Below are 17,055 nucleotides of genomic sequence, written 5' to 3'. Positions count from 1 at the left end.
CTTTAGACTAGTTTATATCTATAAACTTGTGGTACAAAAACTATACCTTTTTCAAAATAAACGGAAAATAATGTACTTCCTTACAAAAAAACGTTAAAACTTTCCATTAAAACTTATACGCAACTTTCTATTATACTCTTCAAAAAGCCAATCTTTATAATTTTGAGTGCTATTCATTATACAATAACAATATTGTTTAATACGGTAAGCTATTTCGTCTTGAAGGTCTTTAATGAGTTCTCTTGCATCGTAGACGTCTTCACTATTATCGATACAAATTTGAGAGTGTTGTGCAATAGAACGCTCAATCACTGTAAATGATTTTTTACCTAAATTAATAACATCTTTATATTCTGCCTTAACATCAAAATCCAAAGTCATTGATTTTTTAAATTTATGCTTCAATGAATCTGGCATTATATATACAAAATCACGTTCTAGTGACTCATCATCTACAATGTTTTCTAAATAAAAATCAGGAAATTTAAAAATGTGTTGCCAATCTACTGGCTGATCCCAAGGTCCAAAACGTGCAATATTATTTCCTAAATCAATAACCTGAAAGCTATTTCTATCATTATAAATACGACTTCCTCTACCAATCATCTGAAAATATAAAGTCAATGAACGTGTAGCTCTATTGAGTATAATGGATTCAACAGATGGTTCATCAAAACCAGTGGTTAAAATACTTACCGAAGACAAAACTGCATCTGGTGTTTCATTAAACCACTTTAAAATATCTTTTCGTTCTTGTTTGCTTGCTGTATTATCTAAATGCTGCACATTATATCCAGCTTTCTTAAAGGTATAAAAGACTTCTTTAGACGTATATATACCATTATTAAAAATAAGCGTCTTCTTACCTTTTGCTAACTCTTCATAAGCCAATAATAACTTAGATTGCATTACACTATTGGTATATAATGCTTCAGAAGACTTAACAGTGTAATCACCATTAATACCAATTTTTAATGTTGTTAAACCTACATCATAATGGTAAACATCTGCGTTTGCTAAAAACCCATTTTTAATTAACGTAGAAATATCATCACCAACAATAAGCTTATAATAGTTATCTTTCATTGGTAGTTTTATATTACTACTCAAAGGCGTGGCTGTTACACCAAGTATAAAACAGGTTTCAAAAAACTTAAAGAGTTTTCTAAAGGAATTATAATGAGCCTCATCAATTATAACAAGACCAATATTTTTTAATTCAAAATCATTATCAGATAATCGATTATTTAAAGTCTCTACCATGGCTACGAAGCATTCGTATTCATCTTGGTCTGGTAAAGTTTTCACTTTACTATTTATAACTTTATTTTTTACGTTAAAACCAGAGAGCACTGTAGAAGTTTGCTTGCACAATTCTATTCTGTGTGTAAGAATAACGACTTTCTTTTTATGTTGCTCTATATAACGTCTAACAATTTCAGAAAAGATTACTGTTTTACCACCACCAGTTGGTAATTGATATAAGAGATTAAAATTGTCAGGCTCGTCTCGCATAACATCAAAAATGCGATTGAGATCTTTAATTTGATAATCATAAAGACTTTTCTCAGTGGCATTTTGTGATATTGTTCCTATTTCTGTAGACATAAAATTAGTTTAGCAAGACATTAATTTTGCAAAAATAGGACATTGTATGGGTTTTAAAATAAATTGTTAACAACATTTAACAACATTGGTATCGTTATTGTGACTTCTAAATCATTAACATTTAAATAATATATTAAGAAATAATTTAGAAGACATTCTGCGACGGTCAATGCAGGATCTATGGCAGACATTGCCTTTTTGTTACTCATTTTCTTTTTAGTAACAACGACCATTTCAGCTGATAAAGGCATGATACGCAAACTGCCCTGTATTTGTCAAACTGATAATTGTGAAGAGAATATTCCTGAACGTAATATTTTAAAAATTGCTTTAAATGCAAACCAAAAAATTATGATCAATGACGACATTGTTGAACTATCTGAAGTAGAACAGCTAGTGAAATCATTTGTTGAGAACGATGGTAAATCAGCTTGTGATTATTGTGAAGGGGAACAATCTAGTGAATCTTCAGATCACCCAAAAGATGCTGTAATCTCACTTAGCCATGATGCTCTAACTAAATATAGTTTATTTATTGAAGTTCAAAATGAAATTTCAAAAGCATATTACGATTTAAGAGCGCGTTACACTAAATTAAAGTTTAACAAAACACCAATTGCATTGACTAAACAAGAATTAGAAGTAGTTAAAAAAGTATATCCTTTCATAGTTTCTGAGGTACCAGTAAAACGCACTAATGACTAATTGAGTCTTTCAAAGGGGTGCAATATTCTATGTTGACCTTCCTTTTTCCCCATTGCTTTGCTTTCTTCACATCAATACCCATATAAATATCGATACGTTTTCTCCAACGTCTATTCATTTTATCCTTAACGATATATAGACTATCAAAACCATCAAGCTTCACTTTGGTATTATGCACTAATCCAGAATCTAATAAATCTCTTGATACAGCTATATATCGCATCCCTGGTTTTAAGCTATCACCAAAAGCCGTAATATGCGGATTAGAGCTCGTTTGGTATGCTAAAGAATTATAGGCAGTCGCAGTAACCTGAAATATCTTATTATAGCACACCTTCTCCACTTCTTTCTTGCAAGAAAATATTAGTATGGCTATAAATAAAATACAACATATAGGTTTCTTCATAAGTATAAAGATACATTTTTAGTTAAAAATTGTTAAATCAATACTATGTTATACAAAGTACTGTAACATTTTATATTTAATGTCGTCTATAAAGTATAAATCAATTAAAAAACGAAAAAACATGAGAACTTTAAACAACAATCAATTATCAAATACATCTACAGAAACAAAAGGTTTTACTTGGAACAGCAAAAGACGTTATAGGTAATATAACATTTCATCAATCAAAAAATCAAACAATTATGAGAACTTTAAACAGCAACCAATTATCAAGTACATCGACAGACACAAAAAGTTATACTTGGAACTGCAAAAGACGTTATAGGTAATATAACATTTCATCAATCAAAAAAATCAAATCAATTATGAGAACTTTATCAAAAATAGTCGATACATCCAATAGCTTAGATGATGACTTAGAAAATATTAAAATGTAATATGATTCAAATGCTAATCACATTCGTTATTAAATGCAAAAAGTCAGTTTTATAATAGAAAAACTGACTTTTTTAGTTGTATGTAATAAGAAATCTACTTCTTAATGACCTTTTTAGTTATAGTACTAGAAGAAGTACTTAACTTAATAAAATAAATTCCACTTAAATATTGAGACATATTAATATTATGCATCATATTTCCTTCTAAATTTCCATTTGCAATATTTTGACCAAGTGTATTAAAAATTTGGTACTTAACATTTTCACTAATACTGGTTAAAACAATACCCAGATTATCTTTTACAGGATTAGGAAATATATTAACTAAATCATCTAAACCAAATTCATTTAAACTTAATGGATCTTGAGCTTTAAACAATATGGATTCTGAAGTACCAAAATTACCACTAGAATTAATGATTACGTTACCATTAGCATCTTCAATATTATAATTACCAATACCATAACCGCAACAAATTCCATCATCCGCTGAATCAGAAATAGTAAAAGTGTAACATTCGTTAAAACTAGGTATTGTTATTGTTTCTTGATATGTAGTAGCATTAGCATAAGGCGTTGAAGGTCCACTACTAACTATTGCACCTAAACTATTTCTCAATTCCCAGGTCGTTTCAGATCCATAATTATCTGTCAAAATGTTAAATACAATTTCAGAAGTTGAATAAGAAGGTGACACATTAAAATTGAAAACAAAATTATCATTTGATGTGTTTTCGTCAGAACCAGCGTTGGGATTGTTCACACTAATAGTAAATGTATGATCTCCAGAACTGAGGTTACTAAATGTTGGTGTTGCTACAACTACACTTCCACCGCTTGTTAACAAACCTGACCAATTAACAGTAGTACTAGATTCTGAATCAATATAGTATGTTACATCTGCCGATGATAACGTTAAGTTTCCTGGATTTATAAGCGTCACTTCAGGAGAAAAGGCTTCATTACATATTTCTGAATCATTACCAGAACCTGCACTAACACGAGCATCTAGACCAAAAGTCTCTAATGGTGGATATTGATCCAATACATTGACTCCAGAATTTGAAGGGTCTAACCATTCTTTAAGTCTACTTGCTTGTGTGCTTCCAAAGTCCCATGCAACCCCAAATCGGCCATAAATATCTGATAAGCCATTGTCAACTGTTCCAGAACACTGAGCACCGCCACCAGACAACACTCCTATTAGGTGGCCTGTTTCATTATATAAGGCAGATCCTGAAGATCCCTGAGAAGTGACACCTAAATCCCAATCGTCTATCAACCACATTTTTGCAGTAGAATTTCCATTAAATGGAGACACAACTCTTGTAGCACCTTCATCATCTCTACATGTTTTTTGAATGTCCCCATTTGGATGATGAATACCGAAATTAAGAGCAGGAAGATCCGTTGTAGATCTATTCCAACCTGCCCAAACAAGATCTGAGTTATTACTAAAAAAACTAGTATCAGTAATTTCCACTAACTCCATGTCAGATTCTGAACTATTGGCTCTCAAAATTGCTCCACTTACTGTTTGGTTAAAAGTACCATTAGTACTATTAACATTAGTTGAACATGATGGGTTTGGACTTCTCCAATTAAATCTAAAAGCCCAGCCTGCCTCACCACCACCACAGTGATTAGCAGTCATAAAATATGGTGTACCATCATTATTTGAATTATTAATAAGCGTACCCGAACAAAAACCATTAGATCCAGTCACCATCATAGCATTTGCCTTTTTTACATTTTCTTTTACGGTATCTAAATCAAAAGGATCTGCACCACTTGGTGTAATATCACAGTCTACATCTTGGTTACAAGCACCGGAATCATTTAATCCTTTTTGGTAAGTTTCTGCAGTACGATAACCATGAACTACAGAACCAACAACAATCTTTGCTTTATCAGTTACATGTGCCGGCTGATAATATTCAATCCAAGCTTGATCACCCTCAACTAACCAAGTTCCCAATATTTCCTCTGGATTATTATTATGATGTGTAAAAGGTCTTAATATGTCTGTTTTTTCGTTATTATATACATAAAGTTTAGCGCCAACAGGTATTCTAAAAACATCGAACATAAAGTTTATAGTATGAGCATTTTTAGATTTATAAGACATTCTCCAGATACGATCTCCATTTTCTAAGGTTGTCCATTCACCAACATCATTAAAACTGTGATCTACATAGATATCGTGCCCAAATCTCCATGGTTTTGATTGGTCTTTATCATTTATTTCATCTTCATCTTGAAGGTTTTTTAAATTAAAAGGAGCGAGTTTAAAAGGAATTACATTTGATAAGTTGTCTAAGTTCCAACTAGGTGGCTTAACATCTTCTGGAATCTCTTGCGCAAAGCACAGTGAGAACATAAAAATAAAAGCAAAAAGTAAAGTATTTTTCATAGTTAATAGATATTTTTTTTAAATGTAATATTTTTAAACATGGTCGAAAAGAATTATCAAACTAGTACTATTACAAATCGACTATATGCATATTTATTCGATTAAAGTAAATATATTTACACTGTATTAGTACTTTGTTCTAGTATTTTTTCTATTAACTTTTAAGTCATTTTAACTATCATGAAAAACCAAAATGAAACTATCTAAAAGCAACTATCTACAAGCAAAAGACTTTATTTTGTCTAATGCGAGAATGATAGAAAGACGTTTATTTGAATTCTATTTTGAAAATGGCAATAATGAAGGTGTATTTCATTCCGTTTATGCTTACCGAAATTCAGACGGAGGTTTTGGTCATGGAATGGAACCAGACACAGCTTCACCAGAAAGTCAACCACTATTTAGCATAATGGCTCTTGAAATCTTGGATGAAGTTGGCTATTTGAGTGCCGAGTTAATACAAAAAGATTTTATGCCTTACTTTGAAAGTGTAACTACTGAAAAAGGAGGAATACCATGGATGTTAAGACCTAAAAGTGATTATCCGTGTGAAGAACATTTTAAAACAGTAAAAGAATGGGCAGCTTTGAGCACTACAGCACCGCTATTGGGCATTTTAGAAAAATATAATGTAGATATTCCATGGATGACGAATGCTGAACAATTTGTTTGGAATGAATTTGATCGAATAAAAGAAAAACATGTTTTTTGTTATCTATGCATACCTAGATGGCTAATGTTCTTGAAACATACTACAAGTCAGGATAAAGCAAAAAAAGTAATTAGCGACTTAAAGAAATGGATCTTAGCTGATGGAGTCCTTTGTAATGATAAATCAGATGATGGTTGGAGCCTTTACGAAAAACCGCATAGTTTAAATTATGCTCCTTCTTCGGAAAGCATTCTTTATTCTCTATTTGCTAAAGAGACTATTGAAGCTGATTTAGCAGAATTAATCAATAGACAAAAAAATGACGGACGTTGGGATACTTGGTATGGAATTAGTGAAGGAACAAAATTAGAATGGGCAGGCATTCAAACATTGTGGTCACTGAAAGTATTGAAAAATTATGATAAAATTGAAAAGTAAAATTAAACAACGATAATTTCAATAATCTAACAATTCTTTCAAAACCCCTTCAAACTTACCTTTCGCCATATACTGGTCTTCTAAATTGCCAAGAAATGGAATAGGTGTTTCCATGCTAGCTACACGCTTTACAGGTGCATCTAAATATTCAAAACATTCTTCCATAAGCATTGCTGAAATATCACTAGCAATACCACCAAATAGAGAATCTTCTTGAAGAATAATTGCTCTTCCTGTTTTTTTAACTGAGTTTAGAATAGCTTCTTTATCTAAAGGTTGTAATGATCTTAAATCAATTAAGTCCGCAGAAATATCTGAGTTATTTTCTAAGGTTTCTAAAGCCCAATTTACGCCAGCACCATAAGTTATAATTGTTACGGCTTCCCCTTCTCTTAAAATTGAAGCTTTACCAAATGGCAAGGTGTAATAATCTGTTGGCACTTCTTGTCGTATACTTCTATATAATGCTTTATGTTCAAAGAATAGCACAGGATTTGGATCATTAACAGCTGTAGCTAACAAACCTTTAGCATCATAAGGAAAAGCAGGGTAAATTACTTTTAAGCCAGGTGTTTTAGTAAACCAAGCTTCATTAGTTTGTGAGTGAAATGGTCCAGCAGCTACTCCACCACCACAAGGCATTCTAATAACGACATCTGCTTGTTGCCCCCATCTATAATGAGATTTTGCTAAATAGTTAACTATAGGATTAAAACCCGAGGTTGCAAAGTCAGCAAATTGCATTTCTACAACCGCTTTCATACCTGCAATAGATAAGCCCATTCCGGCTTCAATAATAGCAGATTCACAAATCGGAGTATTACGAACTCTATCTTTTCCAAATTGATTTACAAAACCTTCAGTAATTTTAAAAACACCACCATATTCAGCAATGTCTTGTCCCATAATTACTAAGTCTTTGTGTTTTTCCATAGACTGTTTTAAGCCTTCAGAAATAGCATCAATCAAACGAAGTTCTTTAACATCTTTATTTGGCTTAATGTCTTTATAATCAAACAATTTGTATACATCATTTAATTCATTAGTTTTACTAGGGACTATATCGTCTTCAGCATACGCAGATTCTAGTGAGGTATCAATATCTGCTTTAATTTCGTTAGTATAGGTTTCTTCAATTTCTTGTGTTAGAATTTTTTTGCTAAATAAATAACTTCTAAAGTTTTCAATCGGATCTTTAGCTTCCCATTCTTGCATCAGCTTCTTAGGCACATATTTAGTACCACTTGCTTCTTCATGTCCACGACGTCTAAAGGTTTTAAACTCAATTAAAATTGGTCTAGGTCGTTTTCTAACGCTTTCTACCAGTTTTTTAACTTTAGTATAAGTTTCAATAACATTATTACCATCTAGTATAAAAGATTCCATACCATAACCCTTACCTCTATCTGCTAGATTCTTACATCGATATTGCTCACTGGTTGGTGTTGATAATCCATAGCCATTATTTTCAATGCAGAAAATAACAGGTAATTGCCATACAGAAGCCACATTTAAAGCTTCATGAAAATCACCCTCACTTGTTCCTCCTTCACCAGTAAATACTACTGTTACCTTTCCGTTTTTTTTCAACAAGTTTCCTAAAGCAATACCATCTGCTACACCCAATTGTGGCCCTAAATGTGATATCATACCCACAATATTATACTCTTGGGTGCCAAAATGAAATGAACGATCTCTACCTTTTGTGAAACCACTCGCTTTTCCTTGCCATTGACAAAACAAACGGTGCAATGGAATACCACGTGTTGTGAAAACTCCAAGATTTCTATGCATTGGCAGAATATACTCACTTGGCTTTAAAGCCATAGCAACTCCTACAGAAATAGCTTCTTGGCCAATTCCAGAAAACCATTTTGAAATCTTACCTTGACGTAAAAGAATAAGCATTTTTTCCTCAATTAATCGAGGTTTCAACATATTATAATAAAGCTTCAATAAAGCTTTATCACTAAGATTACGCTTATCGTAATCAATGTTGCTTTTCGTTATGGTAGGCATAAGTTCGTGTTTCAGTATTACTTCAAATGTAAATAAATTTGACTCAATATTGTATCAATAACTTCAAAATATCAATAATTCTGGACTAATATTTTAGCACTATTTTCTTTAGATTTGTATATTGACAAATATTTAAAATAAAATTCCGATGGATAGAATACCTAGCGTAGATTTAAAGGATTTCATTTCTGGTGATCCAAATAGAAAACAAAAGTTCATAGATGAAATAGGAAAAGCATACCAAGATATTGGTTTTGTCGCTTTAAAAGGTCACTTTTTAGACGATGAATTAGTAGATAGTTTATATGGTGAGGTAAAAAACTTTTTCAACTTACCGATAGAAACAAAAGAAAGCTATGAGATTCCTGGTATTGGAGGACAACGTGGTTATATATCTTTTGGTAAAGAAAGTGCTAAAGGTAAAAAGGAAGGAGATTTAAAAGAGTTTTGGCATTTTGGTCAGTATGTAGAAGACGATGAAGAACGCAGAAAGGAATATCCGGAAAATGTAGAAGTTAAAGAGCTTCCTGAATTTAATAAGACTGGTAAAGAAACTTATGCTATGTTAGAAAAAACAGCTAAGTATGTCTTACGTGCTTTAGCTTTATTTTTGGACTTAGAAGAAACCTATTTTGATAATTATATTCATAATGGAAATTCAATTTTAAGACCAATTCACTATCCACCAATTACACAAGAACCAAAAAATGCAGTGAGAGCCGCAGCTCATGGAGATATCAACTTAATAACACTTCTTATGGGAGCACAAGGGCGTGGCTTACAAGTACAGCGCAATGACGGAGAATGGATTGATGCTATTGCTGAGCCAGATGAGTTAATGATTAATGTAGGTGACATGTTATCTAGACACTCAAACAACAAGTTAAAATCAACTATACACAGAGTTATAAACCCACCTCGTGAACTTTGGGGAACTTCTCGTTATTCTATTCCGTTTTTTATGCATCCTATTAGCGAAATGAAACTGAATGTATTAGAAAGCTGTATTGATGATAAAAACCCAAAACAATTTGATGATATTACTGCAGGTGAGTTTTTAAACGAACGCTTAATTGAGCTTGGGTTGATTAAAAAATAATGGATTTACAAGATCAACTAAAAAATTTATTCCCAGATCACACTCCTGAGCCTAAGGACGACTCTGATAATACTAAAAATAGTATTTGGTTACAAGACGATCCAATACTTTGTAAGTACGAAAAACGAAAAGGAAAACCAATTACTATTCTCGAAGGATACACAGGTGCAAAAGAAGATTTCAAAAAATTAGCCAAAGAACTTAAAACTAAACTGAGTGTTGGTGGTGGTTTTAAAGATGATAAAATTATAATTCAAGGAGATTACAGAGATAAGATCATGGAAATGCTAAAGGAAAAAGGATTTAATGTTAAACGCGTCGGAGGTTAATTTATGGGTAAAAATATTCTACACATTACAAATGGTAATGCCTTAACAGATTATTTGCTAGAATTAGATTTTACAGATGATATTTTAACGTGGCAAGAAATGTTGTGCGAAGGACCAACAATTCCCGCCATAGCTTCTGATGAATTTTTTGAACTAAGAACAGAATTTCTTAAATCTAGTTACGATATTGAAGTGAATACTGATGAACTTAAAAGTGAGTTATCTAAATTAGATTCTGCTGAGGACTATTCAGAAATTAACTTATGGTTTGAATATGATTTATTCTGTCACATCAATCTCATAGGTGTTATTAATCTATTACACCAAAAGAAAATTAACAAGCCTTTATATCTTATTTGCAGTGGACGTGTAGAGGGTGAAAAAAATTTAAAAGGCCTGGGCGAATTAAACCCTGAACAATTAAAATCGCATTACAATAATAAAATTCTATTAACACAAGAAGATATTGATCTATGTATAGCTTTATGGAGAACCTATTGCGGTACAGATCATAATATTCTTAAGCCATATATTGTCAGACCATCTAGCTTTAAATATATGACTAATTGCTTAAAGGCACATTTAAAACGCTTTCCTCATCAAAAAAGTGGACTAAGTGTTTTAGAAGATAATATCCTTAGATTGGTAAGAGATAATCAAATCAATTCGCATCATCATCTATTGGGCTATAGTCTTAATTATCAAGGTTATTATGGGTTTGGTGATACTCAAATGAAACGTATTATCGATAAGCTTTCCATATTTTTGGATGTTACAGATAAAGATATTAAGCTTAATAGAAAAGGGCATGAAGCCTTATTAAGACAGCATAATTTTGCCACCGAAATGGGTAATGATATGACCTATGGTGGTGTTGAGCGTTTAGAATTTCAATTTAGTGTAGAACAGAACAAACTTGTAAAAACCATTATAAATGGCAATTAAAGACTCTGAGTTAATCTTAAACCCAGATGGAAGTGTTTATCACTTAAATCTAAAACCCGAAGATATTTCGGATACAATTATCTTTGTTGGTGACCAAGATCGTGTAGAGAAAATCACCAAGCACTTTGATAGTATTGAATTTAGTACTCAAAAACGAGAATTTAAAACACAAACAGGATATTATAAGGATCGAAGAATTACGGTTTTATCCACAGGAATTGGTCCAGACAACATCGACATTGTACTTAATGAGCTTGATGCATTAGTAAACATTGATTTAAAAACTCGACGACCAAAAACGGAATTATCAAGCCTTAATATTATTAGAATTGGAACCTCTGGCTCATTACAAGCAGATATTCCGGTTGACGCGTTTTTAATAAGTACTCATGCTCTGGATGTTAATGGCATGCTACATTTTTATCAAATAGATGGTATTAGCAACCCAGAAATTGAAGATGCATTTATTAAGCACACAGATTGGGACAAAAATAAAGCGAGACCAATTATTATAAATAATAGTAAATACTTAGAAAAGTACTTTGAAAGCGATTCTGTATATAAAGGTATGACAGGTACAGCTGGAGGTTTTTATGGTCCTCAAGGACGAGTATTAAGGCTTCCACTTCAAGATGCTGGACTAAACAATAAGTTAGACTCTTTTAGTTATAAAGATTTTAGAATTACAAACTTTGAAATGGAAACCTCTGTAATATATGGGCTTTCAAAATTACTAGGACATGAGGCATTATCTTTAAATGCAATTATAGCAAACAGAGCTAATGGTGATTTCAGTAAAGATCCTAAGAAAACTGTAGAAATACTAATAAAGTATGCATTAGAGCGTATTGTCAATATTTAATTAAGTTACTGTATTAAGTTCAGCATAAATGAAAAAAGTAAATATAGGAGGTGTACCTGAACACTTTAACTTAGCATGGTACTTAACCCTTAAAAATGGTGAATATAAAGCTGAAGATATAAATCTTAGATGGCACGATTATTATGGTGGTACAGGTGCCATGTGCAAAGGGTTACGGTCTGGTGATATTGATATTGCTGTTATTCTTACCGAGGGTATCATAAAAGACATTATAGCTGGTAACCCTTCAAAAATTGTACAAACGTTTGTAGAAACACCTCTAATTTGGGGAATTCACGTTGCTGCAGACTCAAAGTTTAAAACTATTAAAGATATTAAAGGCACTAGAGCTGCTATTAGCAGATATGGATCTGGTTCTCACCTAATGGCTTACATTAATGCAAAAAATAATGACTGGGACTTAAAAAAAGATCTAAATTTTGAAGTGATTAAAAACTTAGATGGAGCAGTAAAAGGACTTACTGAGGGTGATGCTGATTATTTTATGTGGGAAAAGTTTACTACAAAGCCTTTAGTAGATGATGGTATTTTTAGAAGAATAGATAATTGCCCTTCTCCTTGGCCTTGTTTTGTCATTGCCGTTAGGGAAGAATTTATAGATAATAATAAAGATGATTTAAAAACGATTTTAAATATTATAAATAACACAACAACAGATTTTAAAGCAATTCCCTCAATTGATAAAACAATTGCAAATCGATACGAACAAGAATTAGAAGATGTCAAAGAATGGCTTTCTCTAACTTCATGGTCACAAGAACTCATAGATGAAAAGACTATTACTAATGTTCAGAATCAACTCTTCAATTTAAAAATTATCCCTAAAAAAGTAGATTACCTGGATTTAATTCATCCATTAGAAGGCTCATTTTAAGTTAAAAACATATTACTTTATTAACAAATTATTGTAAAATATACTATTATTTGCTAATATAGATTGACTTAAAACATCGTTAAAAATCAATAATTATCGATAAAAACTGAATATACGTAAGACATAATGTATTTTGCGTAATCATATTTTCATCGACAACTTTCAGTATATCAAAAATTTCGTTACATTTGAGTAAGTAAGTATGCTATACTTATGATATAATTTACAGATTATATGCTATTAACTATTATTCTGATTTTGTCTTTCTTAGTTGCGTTTAATTTTTTACTCTTATTTTTTAGCTGTAATAAAACATCTAAAATTGTTGAGGAAAGAAAACCTCGTGTTATACGAAATAACAAGCCAACTACAGTTTCCACTCCATTGCAGACTCGCCAACTTGCCGCAACAGGGAGTTAGTTTTACTAAAATGTTTATGACCAAACCAACACCCTCTATTAGCACTTAATGGAGATGGATGACCAGTTTCTAAAACAAAGTGTTTAGTTGTGTTAATTAGCTTCTTTTTCTTTTTTGCAAATCCACCCCAAAGTAAAAAGACTACATTTGTTTTCTCTTCACTTATAGCCTTAATTATGGAGTCGGTAAATCGCTCCCAACCTTTCTTTTGATGACTTCCAGCATTGTGGGCTCTTACTGTAAGCGTAGCATTTAAAAGCAGTATACCTTGGTTCGCCCAAGGCATTAAGTTGCCTGTTTTAGGATAGGGAATTCCCAAGTCCTGTTCAATCTCTTTAAAGATATTTATTAATGAAGGAGGATGTGAGACTCCATCATTAATAGAAAAACATAACCCATTTGCTTGACCAACTCCATGATAAGGATCTTGGCCTATGATAACTACTTTTGTGTCATCAAAATGAGAATAATTAAAGGCATTAAAAATATCTGGCCATTTTGGGAAACATTTAAAAGATGCATACTCCATCTTTACAAATTCGGTTAAGTCATTAAAATATGGCTTTTCAATTTCTGACTGTAAATAAGGTTTCCAACTATGATGAATATCTATATCCATTAATTTTTTATCAAAAATAAGAATAAACACAATAAATAAAGGCATTAGGCATATAAACACAATTACCCTAAATTTGCAACTTCAATTTACCAATAACTAATGATAAGTATACATAAGAAAACCTTAGAAGACCTAGAGTTTTTTAGGGTTTTAGATCAAATTAGCGAACATTGTATTACCACTTTAGGTAAGACAGCTACATTGGCAATACTACCATTTTCTGAAGAAGAAGGACTTATGTTAGAATTGGCATACGTTAATGAATACTTATCCTCTTTTGATAATGACAACCGTATTCCTAATCATGGTTTTGAGACTATATCTAAAGAATTAAAGCTTCTTAAAATTGAAAATACATATTTAGAAATTTCTAGTTTGCAAAAGCTTGTAAGCTTATCGCTAACTGTAAATTCAATTCTAAAGTTTTTAGAAAAGTTTAAAGATTATTACCCTAATTTAAAGCAATCTTGCCAACATATAGAATTCACTAAAGTAATTATAGAACAAGTTGATGCTGTAGTCGATCGATTTGGAGATGTTAAAGATGATGCTTCACCTCTACTCTTAGATATAAGGAAAACTATCAACAAACTAAAAGGGAAAATTAACACTAGCTTTTCTTCAGCATTAAACACTTGTCATAACTTAGATTATTTAGATGATATTAGAGAATCTGTAGTTGAAAACAAGCGTGTACTAGCAGTAAAAGCTATGTATCGTAGAAAAGTCAAAGGTGCCATAATGGGAGGTAGTAAAACTGGAAGCATTGTTTACATAGAGCCAGAAACTACCTTACAATATACTAGAGAACTTAATAATTTAGAATACGAAGAAAAAGAAGAAGTTACAAAAATTCTAAAGGAATTGACCGATTACATTAGGTTATTTTCACCACTTCTTAAAAATTACCAAGAATTTCTAACTAAAATTGATGTTATTTCTGCAAAAGCTAAATATGCACAAAGCATGGATGCCATTTTGCCAGAATTCTCAAAAGAACGAACGATGTTCTTGAGAGATGCCTATCATCCCTTACTCTATTTAACTAATAAAGAAAAAGGAGAACATACATTTCCCCAAACTATAGGTTTAGAAAAGGAAAGCAGAATTATTGTTATTTCTGGCCCAAATGCTGGTGGAAAAAGTATCACTTTAAAAACCGTTGGATTATTACAAACGATGTTACAAAGTGGTATGCTAATTCCTGTACACGAACGAAGTAAAGTATGTTTATTTAATAGAATTCTAAGTGATATTGGTGATAATCAATCTATAGAAAATCATTTAAGTACATACAGCTATCGTTTAAAACAAATGAATTACTTCTTAAGGAAATGTAATAACAAAACATTATTCTTAATTGATGAATTTGGAACAGGTAGTGATCCTGAGCTTGGTGGTGCTTTAGCAGAAACCTTTTTAGAGGTCTTTTATGAACGAGAAGCCTTTGGTATTATAACAACCCATTACTCTAACTTAAAACTGTTGGCTAACGAGTTACCATATATGGAAAATGCCAATATGCTTTTTAATGAACGAAGCTTAGAACCAATGTATAAGTTGGTTATTGGACAAGCTGGTAGTTCATTTACATTTGAAGTGGCTCAAAAAAACGGCATACCATATAGCTTAATCAATAAATCTAAGAAGAAAATAGAACGCGGCAAAATACGCTTTGATGCGACAATAGCTAAACTTCAGAAACAACGTAGCAAGCTCGAAAAAACAGAACGCTCACTAAAAGAAAACGAAAAAAAGAAAATATCAGAAGCAGATAAGCTAGAAGAAATCAATGCAAAGGTTCAGAAAAAATTAGAAAATTTTCAAGAGTTATATGACAGTAATCAACGACTCATTTATTTAGGTCAAAAAGTTAATGATATTTCAGAAAAATACTTCGAAAATAAAAAGAAGCGAGAGTTAATGGCTGAGTTATTTAAATTAGTTCAAATTGAAAACTCTAAACGCAAAAAATTAACTGCAAAACAAAAAAAAGCTGAGAAGCATAAAGAAAGACAAGTAAAAGCTGAGGCCGATAAAAAAGTTGAAGTGATCCGTAAAAAGAAAAAAGCTGCTAAGAAAAAAGAAGTTAAAATTGAGAAACCAAAACCAATATTAAAAGTTGGTGATCGGGTTCGCATGCATGATGGCAGAGCCATCGGCAGTATTGATTCTATTGAAAAAGGAAAAGCTAATGTAAACTATGGCATGTTTACTACTAATGTGAGTTTAGATTTATTAGAATTAGTTGAGGCAAAAAAGAAATAATTACTAATTACTTGTTAATCATTAAGACCTTATTTAAATAGACATTATCTTTGTAATGTGATAGAAATTTTACCTCATAACAAACAACTTATCCTCTTTGATGGTGTATGCAACCTTTGTAATAACAGTGTACTGTATGTTATAAAACGGGATAAAAAAAATAAGTTCCTTTTTGCACCTCTACAAAGTGATATAGGTGAATTCATTATAGATAAATTTGATATAAATACAGAAAAAATGGATTCTATATTACTTTATAATCCAAAATCTGATCATCTAAAACATAAGTCATCAGCAGCTTTACATATAGCAAAGCATTTAGGCTTTCCTTCAAATTTAATGGTAGTCTTTTTTGTTGTGCCAACATTTATAAGAAATTTGGTTTATAATTATGTGGCGAAAAATCGTTACAAGTGGTACGGTAAAAAAGATGCTTGCATGATACCTACACCAGAATTAAAATCTAAGTTTATAGAATAAGTATCTTTATAATTTTAAAATATTGAATGGAAATATATGTCCATAGAAAAAGCCTTTTAGCATCCATTCTAAAAGGCTTTTTAAAAATTAACAACTTATTTACTTAAAACTATTGCAGTCTAAACAAAATTTGATTTCAATTATTATTTGAGGGAAATAATTAATTGGTTAATAGCATATATTTTGTTATACCAAAAATAAGAAGTCATTCTCTTTTGAATAAAAAAAATCGATATAAACCTACATATAATTGTTTTAAAACTTAAAAGTGTAAATAACATCTATAAGATGCATAAAACCTGAAACTCATCAATCAGTATAGTTCACTCAACTTTAAAACCAATACACTCAATATTGATTTTATACGTCTTACATTAAAAGTATTTTAGTTCTGAGTTTTTTTAAGTTAATGATTTTAAGCTCAGTTAGTAATGAAAACCTCAAAGTAAGGTGAAGTTAA

13 protein-coding genes and 1 pseudogene are annotated in these 17,055 nt (G+C 31.4%); 9 read left to right on the top strand and 5 right to left on the bottom strand.

Going from position 1 to position 17,055, the window contains the following annotated elements:
- Window positions 1–93 precede the first annotated feature (93 nt).
- Window positions 94–1,608, bottom strand: coding sequence for a DEAD/DEAH box helicase (locus WPG_RS14935; RefSeq protein ID WP_045474139.1), 1,515 nt, complete (start codon window positions 1,606–1,608; stop codon window positions 94–96).
- A gap of 162 nt (window positions 1,609–1,770) precedes the next feature.
- Between WPG_RS14935 and WPG_RS14930 the strand changes: the two are divergent.
- Window positions 1,771–2,313 (top strand): annotated as a pseudogene (locus tag WPG_RS14930) (ExbD/TolR family protein); the annotation flags it as partial.
- On the opposite strand, the gene WPG_RS14925 reads toward WPG_RS14930, so the two are convergent.
- Together WPG_RS14925 and WPG_RS14920 are read right to left on the bottom strand one after the other, a co-directional pair.
- Window positions 2,303–2,719 carry a 3D domain-containing protein gene (locus WPG_RS14925; protein ID WP_045474136.1) on the bottom strand — a complete coding sequence of 139 codons (417 nt, stop codon included), beginning with the start codon at window positions 2,717–2,719 and terminating at the stop codon, window positions 2,303–2,305. The pseudogene WPG_RS14930 and the gene WPG_RS14925 sit on opposite strands and share 11 nt — an antisense overlap.
- A 531-nt stretch (window positions 2,720–3,250) precedes the next feature.
- A complete protein-coding gene (locus WPG_RS14920) occupies window positions 3,251–5,569 on the bottom strand; it encodes a T9SS type A sorting domain-containing protein (protein ID WP_045474133.1) in 2,319 nt (772 codons plus the stop codon).
- A 193-nt stretch (window positions 5,570–5,762) separates the two neighbouring features.
- Between WPG_RS14920 and WPG_RS14915 the strand changes: the two genes are divergently transcribed.
- Entirely contained in the window at window positions 5,763–6,659 is an 897-nt protein-coding gene (locus WPG_RS14915) for a hypothetical protein (RefSeq protein WP_045474131.1), read from the top strand.
- 18 nt (window positions 6,660–6,677) lie between these two features.
- Here the strand turns inward: WPG_RS14915 and WPG_RS14910 are convergent, their stop codons facing one another.
- Entirely contained in the window at window positions 6,678–8,678 is a 2,001-nt protein-coding gene (locus WPG_RS14910; RefSeq protein ID WP_045474128.1) for a thiamine pyrophosphate-dependent enzyme, read from the bottom strand.
- A gap of 148 nt (window positions 8,679–8,826) precedes the next feature.
- On the opposite strand from WPG_RS14910, the gene WPG_RS14905 reads away from it, so the two are divergent.
- Genes WPG_RS14905 through WPG_RS14885 form a run of 5 tightly spaced genes read left to right on the top strand, consistent with a single transcriptional unit; the run spans window position 8,827 to window position 12,808 of the window.
- Complete coding sequence (locus WPG_RS14905) at window positions 8,827–9,777, top strand: isopenicillin N synthase family dioxygenase (RefSeq protein WP_045474126.1); 951 nt, start codon at window positions 8,827–8,829, stop codon at window positions 9,775–9,777.
- Complete coding sequence (locus WPG_RS14900; protein WP_045474124.1) at window positions 9,777–10,106, top strand: translation initiation factor; 330 nt, start codon at window positions 9,777–9,779, stop codon at window positions 10,104–10,106. Before WPG_RS14905 ends, WPG_RS14900 begins: the two co-directional genes overlap by 1 nt.
- A 3-nt stretch (window positions 10,107–10,109) precedes the next feature.
- Window positions 10,110–11,051 (top strand): hypothetical protein, encoded by a 942-nt coding sequence (locus tag WPG_RS14895; protein WP_045474122.1) that lies wholly within the window; start codon window positions 10,110–10,112, stop codon window positions 11,049–11,051.
- On the top strand, window positions 11,041–11,913 hold the full coding sequence (locus tag WPG_RS14890) for a nucleoside phosphorylase (RefSeq protein WP_045474120.1): 873 nt from the start codon (window positions 11,041–11,043) through the stop codon (window positions 11,911–11,913). Before WPG_RS14895 ends, WPG_RS14890 begins: the two co-directional genes overlap by 11 nt.
- A 28-nt stretch (window positions 11,914–11,941) precedes the next feature.
- Window positions 11,942–12,808 (top strand): substrate-binding domain-containing protein, encoded by an 867-nt coding sequence (locus WPG_RS14885; RefSeq protein WP_045474118.1) that lies wholly within the window; start codon window positions 11,942–11,944, stop codon window positions 12,806–12,808.
- A 367-nt stretch (window positions 12,809–13,175) separates the two neighbouring features.
- Here WPG_RS14885 and WPG_RS14880 read toward each other — a convergent pair whose 3' ends face one another.
- Complete coding sequence (locus tag WPG_RS14880) at window positions 13,176–13,847, bottom strand: uracil-DNA glycosylase (RefSeq protein ID WP_045475641.1); 672 nt, start codon at window positions 13,845–13,847, stop codon at window positions 13,176–13,178.
- 99 nt (window positions 13,848–13,946) lie between these two features.
- On the opposite strand from WPG_RS14880, the gene WPG_RS14875 reads away from it, so the two are divergent.
- Together WPG_RS14875 and WPG_RS14870 are read left to right on the top strand one after the other, a co-directional pair.
- Entirely contained in the window at window positions 13,947–16,115 is a 2,169-nt protein-coding gene (locus tag WPG_RS14875; protein WP_045474116.1) for an endonuclease MutS2, read from the top strand.
- A gap of 57 nt (window positions 16,116–16,172) precedes the next feature.
- Window positions 16,173–16,595, top strand: coding sequence for a thiol-disulfide oxidoreductase DCC family protein (locus WPG_RS14870; protein WP_045474114.1), 423 nt, complete (start codon window positions 16,173–16,175; stop codon window positions 16,593–16,595).
- The last annotated feature ends 460 nt before the right edge of the window (window positions 16,596–17,055 follow it).

Source organism: Winogradskyella sp. PG-2, assembly GCF_000828715.1.
Taxonomy (GTDB): Bacteria; Bacteroidota; Bacteroidia; order Flavobacteriales; family Flavobacteriaceae; genus Winogradskyella.
This window is presented reverse-complemented; position numbering and strand designations above follow the sequence as displayed.

What these genes read in the sequence shown, in the direction of transcription:
- WPG_RS14935 (WP_045474139.1), bottom strand. Translation starts at nt 1,608, where the DNA reads ATGTCTACAGAAATAGGAACAATATCACAAAATGCCACTGAGAAAAGT.
- WPG_RS14925 (WP_045474136.1), bottom strand. Translation starts at nt 2,719, where the DNA reads ATGAAGAAACCTATATGTTGTATTTTATTTATAGCCATACTAATATTT.
- WPG_RS14920 (WP_045474133.1), bottom strand. Translation starts at nt 5,569, where the DNA reads ATGAAAAATACTTTACTTTTTGCTTTTATTTTTATGTTCTCACTGTGC.
- WPG_RS14915 (WP_045474131.1), top strand. Translation starts at nt 5,763, where the DNA reads ATGAAACTATCTAAAAGCAACTATCTACAAGCAAAAGACTTTATTTTG.
- WPG_RS14910 (WP_045474128.1), bottom strand. Translation starts at nt 8,678, where the DNA reads ATGCCTACCATAACGAAAAGCAACATTGATTACGATAAGCGTAATCTT.
- WPG_RS14905 (WP_045474126.1), top strand. Translation starts at nt 8,827, where the DNA reads ATGGATAGAATACCTAGCGTAGATTTAAAGGATTTCATTTCTGGTGAT.
- WPG_RS14900 (WP_045474124.1), top strand. Translation starts at nt 9,777, where the DNA reads ATGGATTTACAAGATCAACTAAAAAATTTATTCCCAGATCACACTCCT.
- WPG_RS14895 (WP_045474122.1), top strand. Translation starts at nt 10,110, where the DNA reads ATGGGTAAAAATATTCTACACATTACAAATGGTAATGCCTTAACAGAT.
- WPG_RS14890 (WP_045474120.1), top strand. Translation starts at nt 11,041, where the DNA reads ATGGCAATTAAAGACTCTGAGTTAATCTTAAACCCAGATGGAAGTGTT.
- WPG_RS14885 (WP_045474118.1), top strand. Translation starts at nt 11,942, where the DNA reads ATGAAAAAAGTAAATATAGGAGGTGTACCTGAACACTTTAACTTAGCA.
- WPG_RS14880 (WP_045475641.1), bottom strand. Translation starts at nt 13,847, where the DNA reads ATGGATATAGATATTCATCATAGTTGGAAACCTTATTTACAGTCAGAA.
- WPG_RS14875 (WP_045474116.1), top strand. Translation starts at nt 13,947, where the DNA reads ATGATAAGTATACATAAGAAAACCTTAGAAGACCTAGAGTTTTTTAGG.